Consider the following 25,275-nt stretch of genomic DNA (forward strand, 5'->3'; position numbering starts at 1 on the left):
ATACCATGGAAAAAGACGGGAGGCTGTTGTATTTACAACACCTCATAGAATATGTTTTCCATATGGGAAGATAACGATATATATATTTTCCTAATCGTACAATTCATGATATACTGACCTTTGTTTCTACGAAAGGAGTCTTATTATGGAATGGATTACGACGACGGATATTCACATCCTCTTTGGGCTGCACCGCCTGGCCGGGCCGCACATGGATGCTTTCATCACTTACTTCACGACGGTGATCAATACGCTTTGGCTCTGGGCCATCCTAGCGGCCGCCGGTCTTTGGAAACGGCGGAGCCGCTGGGTCACGCTTACCATCATCGTCGCCGTCATCCTGGCCATCCTCGTCGGCGATGTGGCCATCAAGCACTTCGTCATGCGTATCCGGCCGTATCTGGTCATCCCCGGTGCGCCGACGCTGGATACGCTGAAGTACCCGATCAGCTACTCTTTTCCGTCAGGCCATTCGTTCTTCTTCTTTGCCGGGGCCACGGTCTTATTCCGGTCCTGCCGGCGCCTGGGCATAGCGGCCTACGGCCTGGCCTGTGTCGTCGCCTTTTCCCGTATGTACCTGTTCATGCATTTCCCCAGCGACGTCCTGACCGGTGCCGTCCTGGGGATTATCATCGGAAATATTGCCTGGCAGATATGCGGGTATGCCAAAAAGAGGCTGTCGCATTAAGACAGCCTCTTTTTGAGCTTTAAGTTTTCAGTTTGTAGTTTTTAGTGAAGGCTTTTAAATTTAAAACCATCTTCTACAAACTACAAACCCGGTACTACAAACTATAAGACAAAAGGGACCACGCATGATGGCAGAGAAACCTTCGTGCGTGGTCTTTTTTCAATTAAGCTTTTGCTTTTTTCGGCACTAAATCACCGATCCGGTCCAGGATATAATGGGGCTGGTAAGAGAACTGCTGGATATTTTCCCGATTAGAGACACCGCTCATGACCAAGACTGTTTCCATACCTGATTCTACCCCACCGATGATGTCCGTATCCATCCGGTCGCCAATCATGACGGCTTCTTCGGAATGGACGCCCAGCTTTTTCAAGCCAGTGCGCATCATTAATGGATTCGGCTTGCCGATGAAGTAAGCTTTCTTCCCCGTAGCCAGTTCAATCGGTGCAATCAAGGCCCGGCAGGCCGGGATAACGCCCCGGTCACTAGGACTGGTCATATCGCCATTGGTGCCAATAAGCTTGGCCCCTTTGTTGATCAGCTCGGTTGCCTTGATGATCATTTCATAATTATAGCCTGTCGTTTCGCCGACGACTACGTATTCCGGATTGACATCATTGAAAGGAATACCAACTTCATACAGAGCATTGATCAGGCCATGGGCTCCGATGATGTAAGCCGAACAGCCTGGAGCCTGGGTTTTCAGGAAATGAGCCGTCGCCAGGGCGCTCGTATAAAAATGACTTTCCTCGACATCCAGTCCCATAGACTGAAGCTTTTTGCGAAGTTCCAGCGGGGTCCGTTCACTAGAATTGGTAAGGAACAGAAACTGCTTCTTTTCTTTCTGGAGCCAGTTCACAAAATCCTTTACCCCCGGAATCAAGGTGCTGCCTTGGTAGAAACACCGTCCATATCACTGATAAAACCTTTTTTAGAACGTATAATGTTCAAATCCCTCATGAATTGGTTCCCCCTTCATTGATGAGTGTTATTTATTCGCCACGAAGCCGGCAATGACCATGCGCTGAACTTCGTTGGTGCCTTCGTAAATCTGCATGATCTTGGCATCGCGGACGAGTTTTTCTACCGGATATTCCCGGCTGTAACCGAAACCGCCAAGGATCTGAACAGCTTCCAATGCGACCTGGACGGCCATGTCACCGGCAAAGCATTTGGCAATGGCAGCTTCGCGGGTATAGTTCCGTTTCGGTACGGCATAGTAGGTGTTGAGGAAGTTGATGATTGCCGCACGGGCGACTTCGGTCTTCATGTCCATGTCAGCCAGTTTAAAGGCGATGACTTCGTGCTTGATAATCGGTTTGCCGAAGGTGACGCGTTGTTTGGCGTATTTGACCGATTCGTCAATAGCCCGCTGGGCAATGCCGACGGCCAGGGATGCGACCATAGGCCGGGCCAGGTCCAGGGTCTGCATGGCATAGATGAAGCCCTTCCCTTCCTGACCGATGAGGTGGTCAGCCGGGATATGGACGTCCTGGAAAATGACTTCCGTCGTGTTGGACAGGCGGATGCCCATCTTATCTTCTTCCTTGCCGACAGAAACGCCTGGGCGGTCCCGTTCGACGATGAAAGCCGAAATGCCTTTGACGCCCTTTGTCTTGTCGGTAATGGCAAAGACCGTGTAGACCGAAGCGACGCCGCCATTGGTGATGAAGCATTTCGTGCCGTTCAATACGTATTCATCGCCCTGTTTGACAGCGACTGTCGTCCCGGCTGCCGCATCGGAGCCGGCATTGGCTTCGGTCAGGCAGAAAGCGCAGAAACCGCTGCCCTTTTCACCGGTCAGGTATTCGGCATAGAGCTTCTTCTGGGCATCCGTGCCGTGCTGGAGTACCGGTTTCAGGCCCAGGCCGGAAGCGGCAATAGCCGTAGCGACACCGGCGTCGACTTTTGCCAGTTCTTCATAGACAGCGGCAACGGTATAATAATCCTGGCCCAGGCCGCCGTATTCTTCCGGGATTTCCAGGCCGCAGAAGCCCATGTCGACGGCTTCCTGATAGATGTCCAGTAACTTCTGGCCCGGTTCCTTAGCCTGATCCAATTCATGAACAAAAGGAGCGACTTTCTTTTCAGCAAAATCTTTAGCCAAATTGACCAGGTCCTGCTGGTCTTTCTTTAAAATGTAACCCATGATGAAAACCTCCTCTGACAGAAAATAAGCGGATGACAAACGGATATATACTATACTATTTATCATCATTCTATCAGAAATGGCCGAAAAAGCAACCGTGAGAAGTGGTTAGTGGTTAGTGGTTAGTGGTTAGCATTTCGTAGTGGCCGTCCCAAAGGGCGGCCCGCTTCAGGATATGTGTGATTTTTCCCAACTAGTCTGTCAGAAGAATCATCCAAATTCCGGAACGGGCTCCCCACGTGCGAGCCCCTACAATGACAAAAAAGGGGCTGTCGCACGAAGATTATGTCATCATGCGCAGTCCCTTTTACTCTACAGTTTGTAGCACAGAGTTTGTCGTTTGCAGAAAAAGCCCTTAAATTTAAAGCCATCCGCTAACAACTAACTGCTAGCTACTAACAACAAAAAGGGTTTGTCGCATAACGACAAACCCTTTTTTTGTCTTGGTCGGAACGGCGAGATTTGAACTCGCGACCTCTTCCACCCCAAGGAAGCGCGCTACCAAGCTGCGCCACGTCCCGTCGACTTTTCTATTTTAACTGATTCGACAGGACTTGTCAATAGTCTATTTGTTATCTCTTTTACGGAAAAACGGCAGGGCTACTTCTGGGAACAGGGTATAGCTCAAAACGTCTTCCGGGCTGGCATCGGGGAATCCTTCGTCAGCCAGGGCTTTCTTCGATTTTTCCAGTTCCGGTTCCAAGTCGTCGGCCGGGCGGTGGGTGATGACCGGTTCGTCGCCGATGCACATTTTGCGGAACTTTTCATCGATCTTGCCGGGGACGCGGCCGTATTTCCCGCGGACGATGTCGCGGACTTCGTTGGTGACGATCTTATAGCGGCCATAGAGGACGTTGAGGGCTGCTGCCGAGCCGGTGATCTGGCTGGTCGGCGTAACCAGCGGCGGATAGCCGAGGTCGCGGCGGACGTTGGGCATTTCGGCCAGGACTTCGTCGAAGCGGTCTTCGGCGCCCTGGGCTTTTAGCTGGTTATAGAGGTTGGTCAGCATGCCGCCAGGAATCTGATATTTGCGGACAGCCGGATTGATCTGGCTGGGCATGGTCAATTTGAATTCGTCTTCCAGTTCTTTGCGGACATGCTTGAAGTGGTCGACGATGGGCCACAGGCGGTCGACGTCGATGTCCGTATCATAGATGCTGTGCTGCAGAGCCATGACCATCGATTCCGTCGCCGGCTGGCTGGTGATTTCGCCGAATGGCGACAAGGCCGTGTCGATGATGTCGACACCGGCTTCGACGGCCTTCATATAGGTCATTTCACCGAGGCCGCACGTACAGTGCGTGTGCAGTTCAATAGGCACGGACAAGTGCTTCTTGAGCATGCGGATCAGGTTGTATGCGTCATACGGCGACAGCAGGCCGGACATATCCTTGATGCAGATGGAGTCGACGCCCATGTCCTGCAGTTCCTTGGCGACCTTGGTGAACGATTCCATCGTATGGATAGGGCTGATGGTATAGACCAGGGCGCCCTGGACGTGGACGGACTTCGTGTCTTTCGCCGCCTTGATGGACGATTCCAGGTTGCGCGGGTCGTTGAGGGCGTCGAAGACGCGGATGATGTCGATACCGTTATCGACGGCGCGGTTGACGAATTCGTAGACGACGTCGTCGGCATAATGGCGGTAGCCTAAGATATTCTGGCCGCGGAACAACATCTGCAAGGGCGTCTTCTTGACGTGCTTCTTGATGGTCCGCAGGCGTTCCCACGGGTCTTCGTCGAGGAAGCGCATACACGTATCAAAGGTAGCGCCACCCCAACATTCCAGGGCATTATAGCCGACTTCATCCATCGCTTCCAGGACCGGCAGCATCTGGCGCAGGCGCATACGCGTGGCCGCAATGGACTGGTGGCCGTCGCGAAGGACCGTTTCTGTGATTTTTACTCTTGCCATTCTATTTCCTCCAATGTTGTATTTATCTTCAAAGGTTGGATGCGAAAATCATACGTACTATTTTATTATATCATAGTAGGCCCGGTTTTGCTATTCACATCGAGGTCATACACAGTCCGGCCCTGGCAGACACGGATATGACCAAGGGGTACCTCATCCTGATGCCAGGTCAGGTGCTGAGGCAGGCTCCAGCAGGCCGTCTTGACGGTAACGTTGCGATAGCCCCGGACGCGGGACGTATCGCGCCGGTTATAGCCGATGGTGATAGCCGGTTCATCGGGCAGGCTGCGGAGGAAGGACAGGAGCTGCCGACCATAGCGGCGAGTATCGACTAATTCGCCCATAGCCGGCGTGTAGGCCCCGGCCAGGACCTGCGTGTTGTCATCCAGGTTTTCCGTGGCTTGCAGGCCCGTCCGGATGCAATTTATGCCCTGTTCCAGGAAGTGCTGCTTCATGTAGGCCGCCCGGACGACGCCTTCATGGATGGTCAAGGGCTGGTAGCGGCCGGCCCGCCAGCTGGCAGCCAGGTCCGTCCCGGCGAGGACGGCAACGGGATAGATACGGGCCAGGTCCGGCTGGAGCCGGCAGATAGCCGCTGTCGTCCGGACCAGGCTCGGCCAGTCTTCGCCGGGCAGGCCAGGCATGAGCTGATGGCCGACGGTGAAGCCGTACTGCCGTAAGAGGGCTGTCGCCGCCACGACATCCCCTGCCGTATGGCCCCGCCGGGCCTGCTCGAGAACGGTATCGTCCATGGACTGGACGCCCAGTTCGACGCAGGTCATGCCGTACTGCTGCAGGCGCTGCAATATCTCCGGCGTAATGCAGTCCGGCCGGGTCGAACAGCGGATGGCGTCAATCGTACCGGCCTCCAAGGCTTCGTAAGCCGGCTGCAGAAGGCCTTCCTGTACCTCCCCGGGCATGGCCGTGAAACTGCCGCCGTAGAAAGCTGCTTCCCAGTAGCGCGGCGTCCGGGCCGACGCCGTATAGGACGCAATGAGACGGCGCACCTCATCGGGCGACGGCAAGCCCTGGTGTCCCGTAATCTGCCACTGATTGCAGAAGACACAGCGGTGGGGACAGCCGATATGGGGAATGAAAATAGGGATGATAGACGTTTGCATGATGCCTCCTGTGAAAAAAAGAGGCTGTCTCATCGACAGCCTCTTTTTTAGTGGTTCGTTGTTCGTGGTTCGTAATACTAGCCACTAGCCACTAATCACTAGCCACTCAAAACTCTTCGCCTTTCAAATCCATGAGCGCTGTATGGGCTGCATGTTGTTCGGCGTCTTTTTTTGTTTTTCCCGATCCTTCGCCCAGGACTTTGCCGTTGACTTTGACTTCTATGTAGAAGGTCTTGTCGTGGTCCGGTCCTTCGCTGCGGCACAGTTCGTATTCGATGTGCTGCGGGCCCTTTTGCTGGACGTATTCCTGGAAGAGGGTCTTATAGTCTTTTTCATAATGGCCGCTCTTGACCAAGTCCAAGTAGCCCTTGAGCTGGTGAAGGATGAATTTACGGGCTTCTTCATAGGAACTGTCAATATAAATCGCACCGACGACGGCTTCAAAGGCGTCGGCCATGATGCTCGGCCGCGTGCGTCCTCCCGTAGCCAGTTCCCCCTTGCCCAGGAGGATATAGTCCCCCATGTGGAACTTGGCACAGACCGAAGCCAGCGGCGTTTCGCTGACGACACTGGCCCGGGCCTTGGACAGTTCCCCTTCGGGCATGTTGGGATAATGAAGGAATAGATATTCACCTACGACCAGGTCCAGGATGGCATCGCCCAAAAATTCCAGGCGTTCGTTGTAATAGCCGTGGCTGGCCTTGTTTTCATTGGCATAGGATGAATGGGTCAGGGCCTGATCCAAAATGAGGAGATTGTGGAATTCCTTGAGGCCCAAGACCTGTATGAATTGTTCTAACTGTTGTTTTCGTTCGGTATCCATCAGGTCAGTCTTCTTTATTATTCAGCGTACTTCTTGAAGAGCAGGGTTGCATTATGGCCGCCGAAACCGAAGGAGTTGGAAATGGCGACGTTGACGTCAGCTTCTACGGCTTTATTGGGTACATAATTGAGGCCCAGTTCTTTCAATTCATCTTCCGGTTCGACGAGGTTGATCGTCGGATGGACCTTGCCCGTTTCGATGGTCATGGCGCAGGCAATGGCTTCGACAGCGCCGGCAGCGCCGAGGAGATGGCCGGTCATGGATTTCGTCGAGCTGATGAGCATGTCTTTGGCATGGTCGCCGAAGACGCGGGCAATGGCCTTCGATTCGTTGAGGTCGTTGAGGTGCGTCGACGTACCGTGAGCATTGACGTAATCGACGTCTTCCGGCTGGAGGCCGGCATCTTTGACGGCCAGAGCCATGCATTTGGACTGCTGGATGCCTTCCGGAGCCGGAGCCGTGATGTGATAAGCGTCGGCATTGCTGCCATAACCGCCGATTTCACAGTAAATGTGAGCGCCGCGTTTCTTAGCGTGTTCCAGTTCTTCCAGGAAGACGACGCCGGCGCCTTCGCCCATGACGAAACCATCGCGGTCTTTATCGAAGGGGCGCGATGCATGAGCCGGGTCATCGTTGCGCGTGCTCAAAGCTTTCATAGCGGCAAAGCCAGCTACGGCACCGGGAGATACAGCGGCTTCGGTACCACCGGCAACAGCGGCGTCGAGTTCGCCGCGCTGGATCATGCGGTAAGCAGCGCCGATGGAGTTCGTGCCTGTGGCACAAGCCGTGACAACGCTGGCACAATGGCCCTGGAGGCCGAAGAAGATGGATACCTGGCCCGATGCCATGTTGGCAATCATCTTCGGTACGACGAAGGGGTTGACGCGAGACGGACCTTTCGCGAACAAGCCTTTGTACAAGTTGTGGAGCGTTTCCATACCGCCAATGCCCGTACCGATGATGGTGCCGATGCGGTCGCGGTCTTCTTCATCCAGATTGATTTTGGAATCGTCAAGAGCCAGTTTGGCAGCAGCTACGGAGAACTGCGTGGACGGGTCCATATGGCGGACTTCTTTACGGTCGATGCCGTAGTCAGCGGGGTTAAAATCTTTGACTTCGCCGGCAATGCGGGCAGCATATTCGGTTGCGTCAAAGTGGGTAATGGGGCCAATGCCGTTTTCGCCGTTGAGCAGGGCATTCCAGAAAGCATCTTTACCGATGCCAACAGGAGAAATGACACCTAACCCTGTAATTACTACGCGTTTTTCCAAAGTTTTCACCTCATTATAAAAAGTAACGTACTATCAGTCGGGAATGGCTTCCATTTCCCGTTTGATGTTGGCAAATATATCCTTGACCGGCAGAATGTCGTGGATTTCCATCATGCGCCTGCCGGAAAATACCAGACCTGTTTCGACATCGCCCTGCTGAGCCCGCGTCAATGCCCGGATGATGCAGTATTTATGACTGCACTTCTTGAGACACTGGTCACATGTTTCCGGCTTCGGTGCCGTCCCCAGGAGGATCCGTTCGGAGAAAGGCGTGCGGATAGCCTGGCCGGGAAGGCCGACAGGACTGTGTATGAGGATGAAGTCTTCCGGTTTATTGGCCCGGAGATAGACTTTCTTCAATTCTTCAGAACCATTCGATTCAACGCTGGCAGCAAAGCGGCTGCCCATCTGGACGCCATTGGCGCCGAGGCGGAGCATTTCCGCAATGTCTTCACCATGCAGTACCCCGCCGGCACCGATAACAGGGATGTCGACGGCAGCGCGGACTTCCGGCACGATGAGGCGGCTCGAACGGTTGGTCCCCAAATGCCCGCCTGCTTCAGCTCCTTCGACGACGACGGCCGAAGCACCCAGGGATTGGGATATTTTAGCTAGTTTGGCAGAAGACACAATAGGGACAATAGGCGTGCCCGATGCTTTGCCCCAGGCGAACATGTCCCGGGAAAAGCCTGCGCCTGCCACAACCAGATCGATTCCTTCTTCAATAGCAGTGGTCACGATGCCCTTGAATTCACGGGCTGCAACCATTACGTTTATACCTATGATTCCATGAGGAGACAATTTTCTGGCTAACTTAATTTCATGTCGCAATTCGTCAAAAGGCATGCCAGATGCCGCAATAAGGCCGATACCGCCTTCATTGGCCACGGCTGCAGCCAGCCGGGCTGTGGACAAACGGATGGCCATGCCGCCCTGAATGATTGGCACCTTTGCTACGAGCTTACCTATTCTTAATTCTGGCAGCTTCACTCTGTTTTCCTCCATTCAAGATACCGGGAGGGGAAGACATGCAACATGCCTCCCCCTTCGGGCTCTTATTGCGTACTTACGCTTTCTTTTCCTTTTCAATGTAATCAACTGTATCTTTGACAGTTTTGATTTTTTCAGCCACATCATCAGGGATTTCGATATTGAATTCTTCTTCGAAAGCCATGATAAGTTCAACAATGTCCAAGGAATCAGCGCCTAAATCATCGATGTAAGCAGCGTCCATTTTGACTTCTTTTTCGTCAACGCCTAACTGTTCAACAACAATGCTCTTAACTTTTTCAAAAGTATCCTGTTCGCTCATGTCCATTCACCCCCTTTCAGTGGAGTATGCTTTTTGTATTACATTACCATGCCGCCGTCTACGTTGAGGGTCTGGCCGGTAATATAGCTGGCATCGTCCGATGCCAGGAACAAGACGGCCTTGGCCACTTCTTCCGGCTGGGCGACGCGGCCCATGGGAATGGTCTTGACCATGGCATCGACGGCGTCTTCACCGAGGACAGCCGTCATATCCGTGGCGATGCATCCCGGTGCTACGGCATTGCAGCGGATATTGCGCGAAGCCAGTTCTTTGGCTACGGACTTGGTGAAGCCAATGAGGCCGGCTTTGGCAGCGGCGTAATTGGCCTGGCCGGCATTGCCCGTTTCGCCAACGACAGACGTAATGTTGATGATCGAACCACTGCGCTGTTTCATCATCAGCCGCGATACGGCCTTGGTGCAGTGGAACGCCCCATTGAGGTTGGTATTGAGGACGGCCTGCCAGTCTTCTTCTTTCATGATCATGAGCAGTCCGTCGCGGGTGATGCCCGCATTATTGACTAAGATATCGACGCGGCCCAGTTCTTTCTTGACGGCCTTCACCATGTCGGCTACGGCTTTTTCATCAGAGACATCGCACTGGATGACCATAGCCTGAGCGCCTTTTTCTTCGATGGCCTGCTTCGTTTCTTCAGCAGCTTTCGTATTGCCAGCATAAATGATGGCGACGCTGGCACCGGCTTCAGCCAGGGCGATGGCTACGGCGCGGCCGATGCCGCGGGAGCCGCCGGTGACGATAGCAGTTTTCCCTGTTAAGTGCATTTTATCGAACCTCCTGGAAAAATTCAAGCGTTTTCTGTAAGGAAGGAATATCTTCTACATTTTCGCTGTGGATTTTGCGGTCGATTTTACGGTTAAAACCGCAAAGGGTCTTGCCCGGGCCGACTTCGACGAAGGTTTCGGCACCGAAAGCCTGCATGGTCTTGGTGCAGTCGATCCAGAGGACCGGGCTGGCAGCCTGTTTGACCAGGTTGGCTTTGATATCAGCAGCACTCGTTTCGATCTGGCCGTTGACGTTGGCTACGACGGGGATCTTGGCATCGGAAATGGTGATGTCATCGAGCACTTCGGCCAACCGTTTGGCAGCCGGTTCCATGAGCGTGCTGTGGAAAGGAGCACTGACGTGAAGGAGGATAGCCCGTTTGGCACCGGCTTCCTTCATGGCAGCGGCAGCTTCTTCGACGGCTTTGGTACTGCCGGCGATGACGATCTGGCCGGGGCAGTTGAAGTTGACGGCCTGGACCGTGCCGCCCTGGGCCGAAATCTGAGCACAGATGTCTTTGATCTTATCTTCAGCCAGGCCGAGGATAGCGGCCATGCCGCCTTCACCGAGGGGTACAGCTTCCTGCATGAACTGGCCGCGGAGGCGGACCGTGCGGACGGCGTCAGCAAAGGTCAGGGCGCCGGCAGCGACGAGGGCCGAATATTCGCCGAGACTGTGGCCGGCAGCGATGTCCGGTGTCAGTCCTTCCTGGGCGAGGACGCGGCAGCAGGCCGTGCTGGCCGTCAGGATAGCCGGCTGTGTATTATAGGTCTTCATGAGTTCTTCATCGGGACCTTCAAAGCAGAGCTTGGTCAGGGAGAAACCCAAAGCGTCGTCGGCTTCTTCAAAAAGCTGTTTGACAACGGGATATGCGTCGTATAAATCCTTGACCATCCCAACTTTCTGGGCACCCTGGCCGGGAAAAACAAATGCCTTTTTCATCATCAGTCACACCTCTCGTAAAAAAATCAATACCATTTCATAACTAAGCTGGCCCAGGTCAGGCCGGCGCCGAAGCCATCCAGGCAGACGATATCACCGCGGTGGATCATCCCTGCTTTGATGGCTTCATCTAAAGCCAGGGGAATGGAAGCCCCCGACGTGTTGGCGTATTTCTCGATGTTGACGAATACTTTTTCCATCGGAACGTGGAGCCGTTTGGCGGCGGACTGGATGATGCGGATATTAGCCTGATGCGGTACGAGGACATCGATGTCTTCCTTCGTCAGGCCCGACCGCTTGAGGGCTAATTCTGCGGCATGGGGCATGGCTTTGACGGCGAATTTATAGACTTCCTTGCCGTCCATCTTGGCATAGGCCATGCCGTTTTCGCGCAGGGCATCGGTCGGCGGCATTTCGACACCGCTGGCCGGAATCGTCAGGAAATCACCGCCCGTTCCGTCAGCTCCCATAGCCCCGCCGAGGATGCCGTAGCCTTCCGGTACGGGGCCGATGACAGCGGCACCGGCGCCATCGCCGAAGAGTACACACGACGAGCGGTCCTTCCAGTTGACGACGCGGGTCAGGATTTCCGCACCAATGACCAGAACATATTTATACATCTTATTTTCGATGAATTGGGAAGCAATGATCGAACCGTAGGCAAAGCCCGAGCAGGCCGCTTCCAAATCAAAGGCAGCGGCATTGACCGCATGGAGGTTGGCCTGTACTTTGCAGGCCGTCGACGGCAAGGCCCGGTCCGGCGTCAAGGTGCAGACGATGATCAAATTCAGGTCTTCCGCTTTGATGCCGGCGTTCTTCAAGGCTTCTTCGGCGGCTTTGGTAGCCAGGTCCGACGTCGTGACGCCTTCTGGCGCAACGTGGCGGGCGCCGATGCCTGTACGGCTGCGGATCCATTCATCGGATGTATCCATCATTTTTTCTAAATCTTTATTCGTCCATACCTGATCAGGTACACAGTGACCTGTACCAAGAATCCCAGCGGGATTAGCTTTCACTATCATACTGTTCTACCTCTTCTTCCTCTATACTTTTACGAATATGGCCGACGACGTCCTGTTCGGCGATTTCACCGGCAACGCGGACGGCGTTCTTGATGGCCTTGGCTTTCGAACTGCCATGACAGATAATAAAGCTGCCATCGACACCGAGCAGCGGCGCACCGCCGTATTCGGTGAAATCCAGTCGTTTCTTCAGCGATTTCAAGGCCGGGTAGACCGCTAAGGCCCCCAGTTTAGTGATGAAGCCGCTCTGTTTGATCGTATCTCTGACGAGGCGGATGATGAACATGGCCATGCCTTCGCCAAATTTCAAGATGACATTGCCGACGAAGCCATCACAGACGACGACATCGACCGTGCCTTTCGGTATATCTCTCCCTTCTACGTTACCATAGAAAGAGATAGTTTTCAAATTTTCCAGCATCGGATACGTCTTCTGGCAGAGCTCATTGCCCTTCGACGCTTCCTCGCCGATGTTCAGCAGGCCGACCGTCGGTTTTTCGACGCCCAGGATGTATTTTGCATAGTGGTATCCCATGATGGCCCCTTCGACGAGGTGTTTCGGCTTGCTGTTGGCATTAGCCCCGGAATCGAGGAGCACCGTGATCCCCTTCTTCGACGGGATAGGCGTCGCAATGCAGGGCCGTTCGATGCCTTTGATGCGTCCCAGCCCAAAGAGAGCCGCCGTCACAGCGGCGCCAGTGCTGCCAGCGGCGACGACAGCATCACAGAGGCCGTCTTTGACCAGCCGCGTCGCTACGACGATGGATGCGTCTTTCTTGCGGCGGATGGCCTGAGCCGGATGTTCGCCCATTTCGATGACTTCGCTGGCGTGTACGATGGACAGGCGGTCGCTTTCTTTGGCGCCATATTTGCTCAGTACGCCGCGTATTTTCTTTTCGTCACCTACCAGGACGACATCAAAATCATATGCTTTGACGGCCTCTACGGCACCGAGGACGATTTCTTCGGGTGCGTAATCACCGCCCATAGCATCTACAGCTATTTTCATTCTATTACCGCTCCATTATTCCAAAGATTCTATGATAAATTTTGCCCGGAATACTTCTTTCCGCATCTTCCGGATCGTGACCCATACGTAGTATTTCTGGTCGCGCTGGCGCATGACTTCGGCCTTGGCGATCAGTTTATCGCCTACAGTGACGGGCTGTTTATATTTAATATTGGCTACGGCTGTAATGCAGACAGGAAGATTCAATACCGTCCGCGCCAGGGAACTGGCCTGGGCATATAGGCACTGGGAACGCACGATGTGTGCTTCGTCGACCATATCGTCTGTTGCCGTCATGATTGAAATGGCATTCTTGCCGATGATACAGTCTACGAGCTCCCCGACGACAGGGGCGTTACGCAGTTTCGGCTGCGCCGCTTCTGCCTTCTGGCGGATGCGGATACGCATTTCGGGGATTCCCAAGGCCATGCGGTCCAAGCGGATAGTAGCCACGCTGACGGAAAATTCTTCAGCCAATTCTTCGTCGTTTATAAAAGGATTTTCTTCAATCCGCTTCTTTAATAAAGCATGTCGCTTATCTCTCGCTATACGAACCATTTCATTCACCCTTGAAATTATTACCAAGTACTAACAGCACATACAACTAGAGATTATATAATGTTTTGGCAAATTTGGCAAGGAAAACAAAAAAGTATGCTTTCATTCCATTCATCTCATTGAATTGCCGAAAGCATACTTAATCACTCCTTAGTATTTATCGAAATCCATTTCGTTCAATACATCACGCAGTTTTTCCAGTTCTTCCTTGGTCATGGTAATACCTTTGGTCATGGCCTGATAATCCGGATCCCACGAGCGGAGGTCGAATTTCGGTGCCCGATTATTCCAGCTGATGTACGTCAGTTCTTTGCGCCAGCCGTCTTTATTTTCCGACAAAGTGCCGCAAATGTCTTCGATATTGAAATTTAACTGTGCCATTGTATACCTCCCAATAGGTGTTCTATCACCTGTGTTGTCATTTTTTCAGGTTAACGCTATAACCCAATTATTTTATATAATAGCAAATATGAGCTGTATGTCAATACAGCAGATTCGCCAATTATGTCAAGCTTTTTTTGACTTTTTATCCATGCATTTTATGCCGCTTGAAGAGGCCGCCATGTGCTTCACTGATATCGAAGACCGATACGAAAGCGTTGGGGTCGACGCCGGTGATGGCATCGCGTATCTTGGTGATCTCCAGGCGCGACACGACGCAGTAGAGGATCATCGTCTTTTCCCGCTTGTAAGCGCCTTCGCCGTTGATGAGGGTCACGGCGCGGCCCATATCCCTGGTCAGGCAGTCGGCCACTTCGTCGTGCTTGCCCGTAACGATGAGCATCCCCTTCATTTCATCGAGGCCGTTGGTGACGACGTCGATCATCTTATAGGCGATGAAGTATGCCACCAGGGAATACATGGCGCTGTCCCAGGAAAAGACAAAGCCCGAACTGCCCAGGATGAAGAGGTTGAAGAACATGATCGTCTCGCCGACGGAAAAAGGCGTGCGCCTGTCGGCGATGATGGCCAGGACTTCCGTCCCGTCCAGGGAACCGCCCCAGCGGATGATGAGGCCCACGCCGAGGCCGATGATGATGCCGCCGTAAATGGTCGACAAGAAAGGATCCGACGTGACCCGTTCGTAATGGATGAACGTGCTCCACCCGGACAGGCAGAGGATGGAAAAGAGCGAAGATATGGTGAAAAAGGCACCTATCTTCTTATAGCCAAAGATAAAGAAAGGAATGTTCAGGATGATGATGAACACACTGAAACTGATGCCTGTCAGCTGCGCTGCCATGAGGGCAATGCCGACGACGCCGCCGTCGATGACGTGGTTCGGGACCAGGAAGACGTCCAGGCCGATGGTGTAGATGAGAGCGCCAAAGGCCAGGCCCAGGGCACGCAAGATGTATTTCATATTTTTTCTCCTCGTTGTTTCGCTAAATAACGGCGGCCGATGATCCAGGCGACGAAGTCATCGACCGGTTCTGGCGGATATTGGAAGGACAGTGGCACGAAACGGCGCCAGCCCTTGCGCGGGGTATATTTAAAATAGAGCTTGCGCCCTTCGACAGTGGTGAATTTTTCATCTGTCAGGGAAAAAGTGATATCCCCGTGGTTCCTGGCGATCCACTGCTCGACCAGGGGCTGCAGCTTTTTATGATTGGTCCCATCGCCCATGACGATATGGGAAAAAGGATAGTTTTCATAAATGTGACTCAAATAGTCGCCCAGTTCCGGCGTCGGCACGATGGCCTTCGTGACCAGACTGCCGTCATCGGCGACGACAGCAGTCCCCGTCTTTTCCGAACCAGGATCAATAGCAAAGATCAAAATATCTCCCCCTTATTCATCGGCTTCTACGCGGATATCGATCTGCAACGGGCCGGCCGTGTAGGTATCGGTTTCAGTCACGGCTTTGAGGACGATATCGGAGCCGCCGTGATTCTTTATCTTGCTGATGGTTTCAAACATTTCCGTGGCCGTCAGGGCCCCGACATTCCCCGTCAGCGGGTCCGGCAGGAGGCCTTTCGCCTGGGCCTGCTGGTTGACGTTATGGAGGAAGCGCATGACCTGTAATTCGGCATTGTTCGACAATTCCTGAGCCGTCAGCCGTTCTTCATAGACGACGTCGCCGCGGTGATAGATGAGGTTGTTGTCATACATTTCCACGTGGACCAGGGCCGGTTCGCCGAGCATGATGTTGCCAGCGGCGATGATACGGACCAGTTTCTGCGACTTCCCGGCTTTCTGCAGGGCGTCGACAGTAGCGTTGAATTCGTCTGGCGCAATATAGAGGAGGACCGTATTTTCATCGCGGACGCCGAGATGACGGCAGATCATGGTATTGGTCTGGCTCATGGCCCGGCTCAGTTCTTCCCGCGTCTGGGCCTGGCTCAGGCCGCCGTTGAGGATGTTACTGGACAGGACTTCGCCGACGCGGAAGACGACCGTCCCTTCGCGGATATTGGTCATCGTTTCATTGAGCAGCTTGATGTGCTTGTCGAGGACGTCGATGGTGCCCATCATCTTCTGCTTCGTTTCTTCCAGCATAGCTACGTCTTGACGGGCCTTTTCACTATCGGCCAGGGCCGAGTCGCGCTGCTTCTTGGCTTCGTCCATGGCAACCTGGATGACCGTCAGTTGGCGGGCCTTGTCGTCGCGGGCGGCCTGGGCCTGCTGCAGGTCCAGCTGAGTCGTCCGGATTTCTTCATTCTTGCCGTCCAGCTGTTCCTGCTGTTTCTTCAGGAGTTCTTTATTGGAGGCGATGAGCTCGTTCTTATCGTCCAGTTCCTTGCCCAGGTCCTTGGCCTGCTGCAGCAGTTCATCCCGCTGGGCTTCGAGCTGGGCCTTCTGCATCTGCAGCTGGTGCATACCGAACAAGGCGATGCGGACATTTTCCGACAAGATAGACATGACGCCTAAAGTGATGACGGCAATGCTGATCCCCGTCAGGATGGTAACCAGGATGGACGTATACTTCGGCCGCAAACCGAATAATTTAATTTTCCGTTTCCCTACACGGGAGCCGATCTTATCGCCGAGATAGGCAATGATCCCGCCCATAACAGACAAGACGATCAGCATGACCCATCCATATTCCATAAGACACCACCTTTGCTCATTCCTTTATATCATTATATTATAGCCCATAACTACCGTGTACTGCAAGGGCCGTCCTGCCCTAGTCGTTAGCAGCTGGCTGTTAGCCCCCAGCCTCTTAAAAGGGGCTGTCGCACGAGGGTTTCTACCATTATGCGAGGCCCCTTTCGCTTTATAGTTTGTAGCACAGAGTTTGTAGTTTGCAGTAGATGGCTTTAAATTTAGAACCATTCGCTAAAAACTACAAACTGCAAACTTAATACTCAAAAGGCGCTGCCTTCATGCGACAGCGCCTTTTCCCTCATTTCGATTTTTTGTAGACTAAGATGACGCCGGCGACGCCACAGATGATGTCCGGCAGGAAGGCGGCGAGGTAGGCCGGTATCTTGCCGCCATTGCCCAGGGCGTTGCCCAGGGTCATGATGGAATAGTAAATAAAGATAACGACGACACTGATGCCAAAGCCGATGGACGAACTGCCGCGCTGTTTCTGCATCCCCAGGGGCGCGCCGACGATGGCGCAGACCAGGCTGGCCAGAGGCAGGGCGAAGCGGTTGTACATTTCGACTTTCATCTTATTGGTATTGACCGAGTTCTGGTCCAGGAGCTTGATCTGTTCCCGCAATTCGCGAATCGTCAATTCATCCGGTTTCTTCTGGGACGCATTGATCTTATTCGGCTTCTGCGTGATCGGCAGGGCCTGGTTCTGGAACTTCAAGGACCGCGTCGTCTGTTCATTGGCCGATACGTCGTAGATCATGCCTTCGTGCATGATCCATTTCTGGCCGTTCCAGTCGGCCCGGTCAGCCTGTTCGACGCGCATGAGCGTATCATTTTCAAATTCCTGGACGGTAATATCCTTGAGCTGCTTCGTATTAGCGTCATATTGACGGGCATACATGAGGCTGGAGATATCCGATCCCTTGGTATTCTTGATGATGATATGGTCCTGCGTCGTCGGCGCGACGTTGTGCTTGATTTCTTCATTGATGATCGTATTGTAGGCATTATTGGCCTTAGGCACGACGTATTCATTGAAGGCCGTCGCCCCGATGGAAATGAAGAAAGCCGCCACGAAGATCGGCATGGCCAGGCGGATGAAGTTCTGTCCGCCAGCCCGCATGACGATCATTTCACTGGAGCTGGACAAGCGGCCAAAGGCCATGAGCGATCCCAAGAGGACGGACATGGGAAAGGTGACGACGATGATCGACGGCATAGCCAGGACGAAGACGCGGAAGGCGGCCCAGGCCGAAGCCCCGTACTGGTTGATCAAGTTGGCAATACGGTAGAGCGTACCCGTCCCGACGAAGACCGCTGTAAAGGCACAGACGCCAAACAAAAAGGGGCCAATAAATTCTTTTAATATATACTTATCTAATATTCGCATTCCATACTCCCTGTTACATCCTGAATTCTTCGCCTAAGTAGAATTTCTTGGCTATCGGGTCATTGGCAATCATTTCCGGGCTGCCTTCGAGGAGGATCTTCCCTTCACTCAAAATATAGGCCTTATCGACGATGCTCAGCGTTTCCCGGACGTTGTGGTCGGTAATGAGGACGCCCATGCCGCGCCGTTTCAAATGGCTGATGATGCCCTGGATATCGTTGACGGCCAGGGGGTCGATGCCGGCAAAAGGTTCATCGAGGAGGATGAATGCCGGGTCCATGACCAGGCAGCGGGCAATCTCGACGCGGCGCCGTTCGCCGCCGGAAAGCTGGATACCCAGGCGGTCGCGGAGCTGGGTGATGGAAAATTCTTCCATCAAGGCCTCTGCCTTTTCACGCTGTTCCTTCTTGCTGAGTTTCGTCGTCTCCAGCATGGCCAGGAGGTTATCTTCGACGGTGAGCTTGCGGAAAATCGACGCTTCCTGGGGCAGATAGCCGATGCCATAGGCGGCCCGCTTATGGATTGGGAGGCGGGTGATGTCCTTGCCGTCGATGGTGATTTTCCCCGCCGTCGGCCGTTCGATGCCGACGATCATGTAGAACGTCGTCGTCTTGCCGGCACCGTTCGGCCCCAGGAGGCCGACAATCTGCCCTTGGTCGACGCGGATGCTGACGCCGTTGACGGCATTCCGTTCTTTATACGCTTTTACGAGATCTTCAGTCTGAATAAACATAGGTACCCCTTACTCTTACGGATTACTGCCCGGTACGATGACGATGGTCGATCGGCTGCGGGTCTGGACGGAATTATCGGCCAGGCGGATATCGACGTTGTCGCCGTTGAGGGAATTGCCGTTCTGCGTGGCATTGACATTCCCCGTCAAGTGGATGACGCCGTCATTCTGCCCCGGCGTCTGGGTGTAGACGGCCTGATTGGCATAGGCGATGAGGTTTTCCGCCGGCGATTCGATATGGACGTTGCCCGTACCGATGGCCTTTATCTGCTTGAACCAGGCGTCGATGTGATCGGCCCACATCTGCGAACCCTGGGCTTCAAGATAGCCGTTGCCCGTGACGATGCCGTAATCCTGGTCGAGATAGTATTCGACTTTGTCGCCATTGACCTTCTTGTCGCCGTAGACGCCGCGGACGCTGCCTGTAGCGACGACGTAATTCTTGTTGGTCGAATGGACCTTATCGGCGTTGAGCTGCATGTCCGGCTGCTGGACCGATACGTTGCCTTCCATGTCTGCTTCGGCGGTCTTCAAGTTATAGACGGCCTTGTTGCCGGTCATCGTAGCCTGGTCGCGGACGATGACGACGTTGCCCGTCGCCGTAGCGACCTGGGTCTTACCGTTATATTCCAGCGTGTCTGCCGTGACGGATACGGCCGGGTTGCCGTCATTATCCGCTGCCAGGGCGCCGGCAGCCGGCAGGATCATGGTCCCCAGGAGGGCGGCAGCTGCCAGTTTCTTTCCAAGTAAATCCATCATAGTTATTCTCCCTTTGTCACCTGCGCATGGCCGGTCAGCGTCACCTTGGTCAGGCTGCTGTCCGTTTCAAAAGCATCGGCTTTGAGCGACGTCTTGTCATGGCGGTCCATGACGACCTTGCCGCCTTTGATCATACGCGTATCCATATTATAATACACACTGCCGTCGGTCTGCAACGTATCGCCCTTATCGGTTTCTGCTTTGACAGGCGGCTTGATTTCGATGGTCCGCTTCTGGCGGTCGACGATGCCCTTGTCCGACGTAATGGTCATCTGCGTTCCATCTTCGGCGACGACCAGGGCCTTGGGGTTGGTGAAATACATGATCTGCGTGTCCGGGTCGATCTGGATCTTATCGGCTGTCAAGCGCCAGACGAGCTGGCCGTCTTTCTTTTCTTCCAGCTCCGTCCCTTCGAATTCGACGAGCTTATCCGGGCTGACCATGGGGTCTTCCGTCTTCTGGGGATGCATGAAACTATAGAGCATGACGGCAAAGCCGATGACGGCGATGACGGCAATGATGGAGATTTTATTCTTTTTCAGCTTTTCGGCTATCATCGGTATGCGCCTCCGGTTTCTGCTGCAGTGCTATGATTTCTTCCGGTTCTGTACTCCAGCGATGCTGGAACCACAGCCATTCTGTCGGGTGTTCCTTGATGAAATTCTCCGTGACGACGGCCATCTTGCGGGTCATGCGGGCAATGTCTTCGTCCTTGTTGCCTGTGTCTTCGAAATGCATGATTTCACCGATCATCAAATGGGTATGATGATTTTCGTCGTGGACCGGGAAAATCGGCACGATAGGTGAATGGAACTTCTGGGCGAACATAGCCGGTCCTTTCGGCGTCGAGCTCATCTTGCCCAAAAAAGGCTGAGGCACGCCGTGGAAGCCGCCGTCCTGGTCGGCCAGGAAACCCAGGAGTTTCTTGCGCTTCAAGGCACGGGCAGCGATGATCATTTCATTGCCGCCGCGGGCGAAGACTTCCAGTCCCATGCTCTCACGGTTTTCGTTGAGCAGGCGCGTTACGGCGTCGTTGGCCTGGTTCTTGACGATCGTCGTCGCCGGATAGCCGTAGATGGCCAGGGCGCCGAGCCATTCCCAGTTGCCCATGTGGGCTGTGAGGACGATGACGCCTTTGCCTTCCTTCATGGCTTCGTCCAGGCGTTCCGGATGGTCCAATGTCACATAGTCCCGGATATTCTCCGGATTGAGATTGGGCGTATAGAGGATTTCCATGAGCGACTGGCCGAGATTGCGGAAGACGTCGGTCATGATGCGTTCCGCTTCTTCACGGCTGCACTCCATGCCGCGCTGTATCTGGAAAATACCGCGTTCGCGCTGCTTCTTCATCAGTTTTCCTACGAAAGGGCCTAGTTTGCGACCCAAGGAAATGATAACCGGATAGGGCAGATGACAGAGAATCTTGCCGAATCCGCGTGCAGCATGATACTGCCATTCCTTACTCACAATACAGACTCTCCTTTCTTATTGGCGCAACGTAAAGGTCGCGTCGCCAAAGTACTGGCGCAGGACCTTATCCCAGACATGCTGGCTCTTCAAGATATATTCGGCGAATTCCCGCAAGGCCCCGTGGCCGCCGGGATAGGCCGATACGAAAGCGGCCGACCGACGGGCTTCTTCGCAGGCATCGAGGGGCGCTGCGCCGAAACCGGCATTGGCAATGAGTTCGACGTCGTTCAGGTCGTCACCCATGTAGGCCACTTCGTCGAGGGACAGGCCGATTTCACTGCACAACTGCTGCATGGCCAAAAGCTTGCGCGAGCAGTCCTGGAGGACGTAGTCGATATGCAGATCCTTCGCCCGCTGCTCGACCATGGGTGAGCGGCGGCCTGTGACCAGGGCCGTCTGGATGCCGGCGGCCCGGATCAGGGAAATGCCCATGCCGTCGCGGGCAGAAAAGCCTTTCATGGCATCGCCCGACGGGCTGTAGTAAATGATGCCGTCCGTCATGACGCCGTCGACGTCGAGGGCCAGCATCTTGATATGTGTCAAAAAGCTCATCAGACCACTCCCTGCCGCAGCAAATCGGTAATATGGATCATGCCGACGACTTTGTCATCCTTGTCGACGACAGGCAGGACCGTAATCGGACGGGGCTGGTTCTTTTCCATGATGTGCAGGGCTTCCGTAGCCAGCTTATGGTTGGCAATGACCCGCGGGTTCTTGGTCATCATGGCGTCGACAGGCCACTGGAGGAAGTTGGACCCTGTTTCCAGGCCGCGGCGGACGTCGCCGTCGGTGACCAGGCCGACGAGTTTGCCGTCTTCATTGACAACGGATACGGCACCCAGGCCCTTTTCGGTCATGAGGAACAGGGCATCCTGGACGATGCTGTCTTCGCTGACGACCGGGTTGTCCTGGCCTTTATGCATGACATCGTCGACAGTGAGCAGGAGTTTCTTGCCCAGGGCTCCGCCGGGATGGAAGATGCCGAACTGTTTCTTGGTGAAATGGTGCTGCGTCAAGAGGACGACAGCCAGGGCATCGCCTAAGGCCAGAGCCGCCGTCGTACTCGTCGTCGGCGCCAGGCCCAGGGGGCAGGCTTCTTTTTCGACCGATGCGTCGAGGATGATATCGGCATGTTTGGCCAAGGTCGAATTGTGATTGCCGACGACGGTGATGAGTTTGGCACCGATGCGCTTGAGCGACGGCAGGATATTGAGTATTTCCACCGTTTCCCCACTGTTCGAGAAGGCCAGGACGACGTCGTCTGCCGTGACCATGCCCAAATCGCCGTGGATGGCTTCTGCCGGATGGAGGAAAATGGACGGCGTCCCCGTACTGGACAAGGTTGCCGATACTTTGCGGGCAATGTGGCCGGATTTCCCCATGCCCGTGACGATGACCCGGCCTTTCGATTTCATAATCATGTTGACAGCATTGACGAAGTTCTGGTTGAGCGTAGGGATCAACTTTTCAATGCCTTGTGCTTCCTGATGGAGCACGTCTTTTGCTTCTTCTAAAATATCCATCATGGTCTCGTCTCCTTACCTGTCCGTGCTTACGCTTTTCTGTGCGATTTCGTTGATAGCCATCATATCGCGGAGGACATCTTCGACCTGCGATAAGTAGAGCATATTCGGCCCGTCGCTGAGGGCTTCTGCCGGGTTATCGTGTACTTCCATGAAGACGCCGTCGATACCGGCACCGGCAGCGGCTCGTGCCAGGTTGCCGACGAACTGGCGCTGGCCTGCCGATTTCGTACCGGCACCGCCCGGCAGCTGGACGCTGTGGGTGGCATCAAAGACGACGGGATAGCCGAAGCTGCGCATAATCGGGAAGGAACGCATGTCGACGACGAGGTTGTGATAGCCCAGACTGATGCCCCGTTCGGTGAGCATGATATTTTCATTGCCAGCGTGTTCGATCTTGGCGACGACATTCTTCATGTCTTCCGGGGCCAGGAACTGACCCTTCTTGACGTTGACACATTTCCCCGTAGCCGCAGCAGCTTCTAGCAAATCGGTCTGACGGCAGAGGAAGGCCGGAATCTGGATGACGTCCAGGACTTCAGCAGCCGCTTCGGCCTGGCAGGTTTCGTGGATATCGCTGACGACGGGAACCTGGAGTTCCTTCTTGATGTCAGCCAGGATGCGCAGGCCTTCTTTCAGGCCCGGTCCACGGTAGGACGTGTAAGACGAGCGGTTCGCCTTATCGAAAGAGGCTTTGAAGATATACGTCAGGCCCAGTTTTTCACAGATAGCCTTCATGGTCTTGCCAATAGCCAGGGTCCGTTCGGGATCCTCGATGACACACGGGCCGGCCATGACGAAAAGTTTGCCATCGCCGCCGACAGTCTGGCTGCCAACCTGAATTCGTTTCACTTTTTCCATAGTCTATTCCCCTTTATGAGCAGATTCGGCAAAATAACGGCGGATGTGTTCCAGGTCATCCGGCGTATCGATGCCGATGAATTGGTGATGAGTCTTTATCACTTTTATCTTATAACCATTTTCGAGAACCCGCAACTGTTCCAGGGACTCGACTTTTTCTGCCGGCGTTTGTTCCATGGCCGCGTACTGCAGGAGAAAATCGCGGCGATAGGCGTAGATACCGATATGCTTATACGGCTGGATGCCCCCTTCTTCAAAGGAATGGCGCGGATACGGGATGAGGGAACGCGAGAAATACATGGCTTCATCCTTTTGGTTGAGGACGACTTTGACGGCGCTCGGGTCATCGTATTCGTCTTCCTGCAAAGGCGCAGCGACCGTCGCCATGGTCAGGTCCGGTTCTGCTTCAAAGGCCCGGCACAAGTCGTCGATGACGTCCGGTGCGATGAGCGGTTCGTCGCCCTGGACGTTGACGATGACGTCAGCATCGGGAAAATGGCCGACGGCTTCAGCCAAACGGTCCGTGCCATTGGCGTGGTCTTCGCGGGTCATGACGGCATGGCCGCCGAAGGTGACGACCGTATCATAGACTTTCGGGTTATCTACGGCGACGACGACAGCCGTCAGTTTCGAGGCCTTGGCAGCCTGTTCATAGACACGCTGTACCATCGGTTTGCCGGCAATATCGCACAGCGGCTTGCCCGGCAGGCGCGTCGATGCATAGCGCGATGGGATGATGCATACAAAGTTCATAGTTTATCCTCCAATACTGCTTGCAAAATCGTATCTATCTGGTCCTGCCCTGCTGTGAATTCAATAGTAATGCTCAAGACGTACAGCGGCAGGTCGTATTCCTTGATCAGCGGCGCCGGCAGTTTGACGGCGTCCTTTTCCGTCGTCACCAAAAGGCAGCCCGTTTCGGCGGCCCTGGCGGCCATGTGGCGGATATCGTCGCGGCTGTAATGGTGATGGTCTTCATAGCGGAGAGAGCCGGCGACGGTGAAGCCCGCATCGGCCAGGGTCCGTTCAAAGGAAGCCGGGTTTCCTAGGGCCGATATGGCCAGGACGGACTGGCCGTCAGGCTGTAAGGCCCCGGAGCCATGGCCCTTTCCGTCATGCCAGGCGGCAAAGGCCAGGCACGAAGACGGCTTGTGGATGGCCATGGCCACCGGCGCGGCCGGGTTGTACTGGCGCAGCTTGGCGGCGATGGCTTCGGCCCGGTCCTGCGTAATCTGGTCGCCCTTAGTGATGATGAAGGCATCGGCCCGGCCGAGCTGCTCCATGGGCTCCCGCAGGATGCCCCGCGGCAGGACATGGCCGTTGCCGAAGGGATTGGTCCCGTCGACGAGGACGATGTCCAGGTCACGGTACAGCTGCCAGTGCTGAAAGCCGTCGTCGAGGATGAGGACCTGTGTACCGAAGCGTTCGACGGCCAGGCGGCCGCCGAGGGCCCGCTTGCGGCCGACCAGGACGGGGATGCCAGGCAGGCTGCGGGCCATGAGGCAGGCTTCATCGCCGCCTTCTTCGGCCGATAGCAGGACGCGCTGTCCATCGGACATGACGGCAGCGCCGCCATCTTCGCGCTGAGAGCGGTAGCCCCGGTTGAGCAGGGCCACGCGCCAGCCCTGGGATTGCAGGCGCCGGGCCAGCATGCACGCCATCGGCGTCTTGCCCGTCCCGCCGACAGTGATGTTGCCCAGGCTGATGACGACGGCCGGCGCGTGTTCCTGCCGTTCCGGATGGTCGGCGATGGCGTGATACTTGACCAGGACGCCCTTGCGGTAGAGCCAGGCGGCACCGCGCAGCAGGGCCAGGGCCGGCCAGTCCCAGCAGTGATGGGCGCCGCTTCCGGTCAAATAATGGAAATAGGCGGCAGCCCAGTTTCGCAAAGCCATGGG

The 25,275-nt window shown here is 54.7% G+C and carries 28 protein-coding genes and 1 tRNA gene; 1 reads left to right on the forward strand and 28 read right to left on the reverse strand.

Features of this window, described 5'->3' with window-relative positions:
- Positions 1 to 145 precede the first annotated feature (145 nt).
- On the forward strand, positions 146 to 688 hold the full coding sequence (locus ACFWUB_RS03775; protein WP_296820968.1) for a phosphatase PAP2 family protein: 543 nt from the start codon (positions 146 to 148) through the stop codon (positions 686 to 688).
- Positions 689 to 851: 163 nt separating this feature from the next.
- Here ACFWUB_RS03775 and ACFWUB_RS03780 read toward each other — a convergent pair whose 3' ends face one another.
- The 28 genes from ACFWUB_RS03780 to lpxK form a co-directional block, all read right to left on the reverse strand.
- Positions 852 to 1,547 carry an HAD-IIA family hydrolase gene (locus ACFWUB_RS03780; protein ID WP_416184257.1) on the reverse strand — a complete coding sequence of 232 codons (696 nt, stop codon included), beginning with the start codon at positions 1,545 to 1,547 and terminating at the stop codon, positions 852 to 854.
- 129 nt (positions 1,548 to 1,676) lie between these two features.
- On the reverse strand, positions 1,677 to 2,837 hold the full coding sequence (locus tag ACFWUB_RS03785) for an acyl-CoA dehydrogenase family protein (protein ID WP_020310746.1): 1,161 nt from the start codon (positions 2,835 to 2,837) through the stop codon (positions 1,677 to 1,679).
- 444 nt (positions 2,838 to 3,281) lie between these two features.
- Positions 3,282 to 3,358: transfer RNA gene (locus ACFWUB_RS03790), tRNA-Pro, on the reverse strand.
- Positions 3,359 to 3,402: 44 nt separating this feature from the next.
- Positions 3,403 to 4,752 carry a pyruvate carboxylase subunit B gene (locus ACFWUB_RS03795; RefSeq protein ID WP_296820966.1) on the reverse strand — a complete coding sequence of 450 codons (1,350 nt, stop codon included), beginning with the start codon at positions 4,750 to 4,752 and terminating at the stop codon, positions 3,403 to 3,405.
- 65 nt (positions 4,753 to 4,817) lie between these two features.
- Positions 4,818 to 5,873, reverse strand: a complete 1,056-nt coding sequence (locus ACFWUB_RS03800) for an elongator complex protein 3 (protein WP_302681238.1) — start codon at positions 5,871 to 5,873, stop codon at positions 4,818 to 4,820.
- A gap of 106 nt (positions 5,874 to 5,979) precedes the next feature.
- On the reverse strand, positions 5,980 to 6,696 hold the full coding sequence (gene rnc / locus ACFWUB_RS03805) for a ribonuclease III (protein ID WP_292281283.1): 717 nt from the start codon (positions 6,694 to 6,696) through the stop codon (positions 5,980 to 5,982).
- A gap of 17 nt (positions 6,697 to 6,713) precedes the next feature.
- Complete coding sequence (gene fabF, locus ACFWUB_RS03810) at positions 6,714 to 7,967, reverse strand: beta-ketoacyl-ACP synthase II (protein WP_292281285.1); 1,254 nt, start codon at positions 7,965 to 7,967, stop codon at positions 6,714 to 6,716.
- A 33-nt stretch (positions 7,968 to 8,000) separates the two neighbouring features.
- On the reverse strand, positions 8,001 to 8,957 hold the full coding sequence (locus ACFWUB_RS03815; protein WP_296820969.1) for an NAD(P)H-dependent flavin oxidoreductase: 957 nt from the start codon (positions 8,955 to 8,957) through the stop codon (positions 8,001 to 8,003).
- Positions 8,958 to 9,033: 76 nt separating this feature from the next.
- Entirely contained in the window at positions 9,034 to 9,279 is a 246-nt protein-coding gene (locus ACFWUB_RS03820) for an acyl carrier protein (RefSeq protein ID WP_014015039.1), read from the reverse strand.
- Positions 9,280 to 9,317: 38 nt separating this feature from the next.
- Entirely contained in the window at positions 9,318 to 10,061 is a 744-nt protein-coding gene (gene fabG / locus ACFWUB_RS03825) for a 3-oxoacyl-[acyl-carrier-protein] reductase (RefSeq protein WP_020310752.1), read from the reverse strand.
- A 1-nt stretch (position 10,062) separates the two neighbouring features.
- Entirely contained in the window at positions 10,063 to 11,004 is a 942-nt protein-coding gene (gene fabD / locus ACFWUB_RS03830; protein ID WP_292260698.1) for an ACP S-malonyltransferase, read from the reverse strand.
- A 26-nt stretch (positions 11,005 to 11,030) separates the two neighbouring features.
- On the reverse strand, positions 11,031 to 12,026 hold the full coding sequence (locus tag ACFWUB_RS03835) for a beta-ketoacyl-ACP synthase III (protein WP_036200863.1): 996 nt from the start codon (positions 12,024 to 12,026) through the stop codon (positions 11,031 to 11,033).
- The gene (gene plsX, locus ACFWUB_RS03840) at positions 12,010 to 13,035 is read right to left on the reverse strand and encodes a phosphate acyltransferase PlsX (RefSeq protein WP_020310755.1); all 1,026 of its coding nucleotides are present in this window, start codon (positions 13,033 to 13,035) and stop codon (positions 12,010 to 12,012) included. The genes ACFWUB_RS03835 and plsX overlap by 17 nt, the downstream gene beginning before the upstream one ends.
- Before the next feature lie 15 nt (positions 13,036 to 13,050).
- On the reverse strand, positions 13,051 to 13,593 hold the full coding sequence (gene fapR / locus ACFWUB_RS03845) for a transcription factor FapR (RefSeq protein ID WP_036200866.1): 543 nt from the start codon (positions 13,591 to 13,593) through the stop codon (positions 13,051 to 13,053).
- A 150-nt stretch (positions 13,594 to 13,743) separates the two neighbouring features.
- Positions 13,744 to 13,974 (reverse strand): YdbC family protein, encoded by a 231-nt coding sequence (locus tag ACFWUB_RS03850; RefSeq protein WP_014015045.1) that lies wholly within the window; start codon positions 13,972 to 13,974, stop codon positions 13,744 to 13,746.
- Positions 13,975 to 14,119: 145 nt separating this feature from the next.
- Entirely contained in the window at positions 14,120 to 14,956 is an 837-nt protein-coding gene (locus ACFWUB_RS03855) for a YitT family protein (protein ID WP_416184258.1), read from the reverse strand.
- Positions 14,953 to 15,372, reverse strand: coding sequence for a hypothetical protein (locus ACFWUB_RS03860; RefSeq protein WP_292108251.1), 420 nt, complete (start codon positions 15,370 to 15,372; stop codon positions 14,953 to 14,955). Before ACFWUB_RS03860 ends, ACFWUB_RS03855 begins: the two co-directional genes overlap by 4 nt.
- A gap of 12 nt (positions 15,373 to 15,384) precedes the next feature.
- Entirely contained in the window at positions 15,385 to 16,644 is a 1,260-nt protein-coding gene (locus ACFWUB_RS03865) for a DUF3084 domain-containing protein (protein ID WP_416184259.1), read from the reverse strand.
- A 298-nt stretch (positions 16,645 to 16,942) separates the two neighbouring features.
- Entirely contained in the window at positions 16,943 to 18,031 is a 1,089-nt protein-coding gene (locus ACFWUB_RS03870; RefSeq protein WP_416184260.1) for an LptF/LptG family permease, read from the reverse strand.
- Positions 18,032 to 18,044: 13 nt separating this feature from the next.
- Positions 18,045 to 18,764: an LPS export ABC transporter ATP-binding protein gene (gene lptB, locus ACFWUB_RS03875; protein ID WP_416184261.1), complete on the reverse strand. Its 720-nt coding sequence runs from the start codon at positions 18,762 to 18,764 to the stop codon at positions 18,045 to 18,047.
- A gap of 15 nt (positions 18,765 to 18,779) precedes the next feature.
- Positions 18,780 to 19,523 carry an LptA/OstA family protein gene (locus tag ACFWUB_RS03880; protein ID WP_416184262.1) on the reverse strand — a complete coding sequence of 248 codons (744 nt, stop codon included), beginning with the start codon at positions 19,521 to 19,523 and terminating at the stop codon, positions 18,780 to 18,782.
- A 2-nt stretch (positions 19,524 to 19,525) separates the two neighbouring features.
- Positions 19,526 to 20,080, reverse strand: a complete 555-nt coding sequence (lptC, locus tag ACFWUB_RS03885) for an LPS export ABC transporter periplasmic protein LptC (RefSeq protein WP_020310763.1) — start codon at positions 20,078 to 20,080, stop codon at positions 19,526 to 19,528.
- On the reverse strand, positions 20,052 to 20,990 hold the full coding sequence (locus ACFWUB_RS03890) for a lysophospholipid acyltransferase family protein (RefSeq protein ID WP_292260497.1): 939 nt from the start codon (positions 20,988 to 20,990) through the stop codon (positions 20,052 to 20,054). The genes lptC and ACFWUB_RS03890 overlap by 29 nt, the downstream gene beginning before the upstream one ends.
- Before the next feature lie 18 nt (positions 20,991 to 21,008).
- The gene (locus ACFWUB_RS03895; RefSeq protein WP_020310765.1) at positions 21,009 to 21,545 is read right to left on the reverse strand and encodes a KdsC family phosphatase; all 537 of its coding nucleotides are present in this window, start codon (positions 21,543 to 21,545) and stop codon (positions 21,009 to 21,011) included.
- Entirely contained in the window at positions 21,545 to 22,516 is a 972-nt protein-coding gene (locus ACFWUB_RS03900) for a KpsF/GutQ family sugar-phosphate isomerase (RefSeq protein WP_036200877.1), read from the reverse strand. The genes ACFWUB_RS03895 and ACFWUB_RS03900 overlap by 1 nt, the downstream gene beginning before the upstream one ends.
- Positions 22,517 to 22,531: 15 nt before the next feature.
- The gene (gene kdsA / locus ACFWUB_RS03905) at positions 22,532 to 23,377 is read right to left on the reverse strand and encodes a 3-deoxy-8-phosphooctulonate synthase (protein ID WP_020310767.1); all 846 of its coding nucleotides are present in this window, start codon (positions 23,375 to 23,377) and stop codon (positions 22,532 to 22,534) included.
- A gap of 3 nt (positions 23,378 to 23,380) precedes the next feature.
- The gene (kdsB, locus tag ACFWUB_RS03910; protein WP_292108247.1) at positions 23,381 to 24,130 is read right to left on the reverse strand and encodes a 3-deoxy-manno-octulosonate cytidylyltransferase; all 750 of its coding nucleotides are present in this window, start codon (positions 24,128 to 24,130) and stop codon (positions 23,381 to 23,383) included.
- On the reverse strand, positions 24,127 to 25,272 hold the full coding sequence (lpxK, locus tag ACFWUB_RS03915) for a tetraacyldisaccharide 4'-kinase (protein ID WP_020310768.1): 1,146 nt from the start codon (positions 25,270 to 25,272) through the stop codon (positions 24,127 to 24,129). The genes kdsB and lpxK overlap by 4 nt, the downstream gene beginning before the upstream one ends.
- Positions 25,273 to 25,275 lie beyond the last annotated feature (3 nt).

The sequence above is a fragment of the Megasphaera sp. genome (assembly GCF_047831605.1).
GTDB classification, from domain to species: Bacteria; Bacillota; Negativicutes; order Veillonellales; family Megasphaeraceae; genus Megasphaera; species Megasphaera intestinihominis.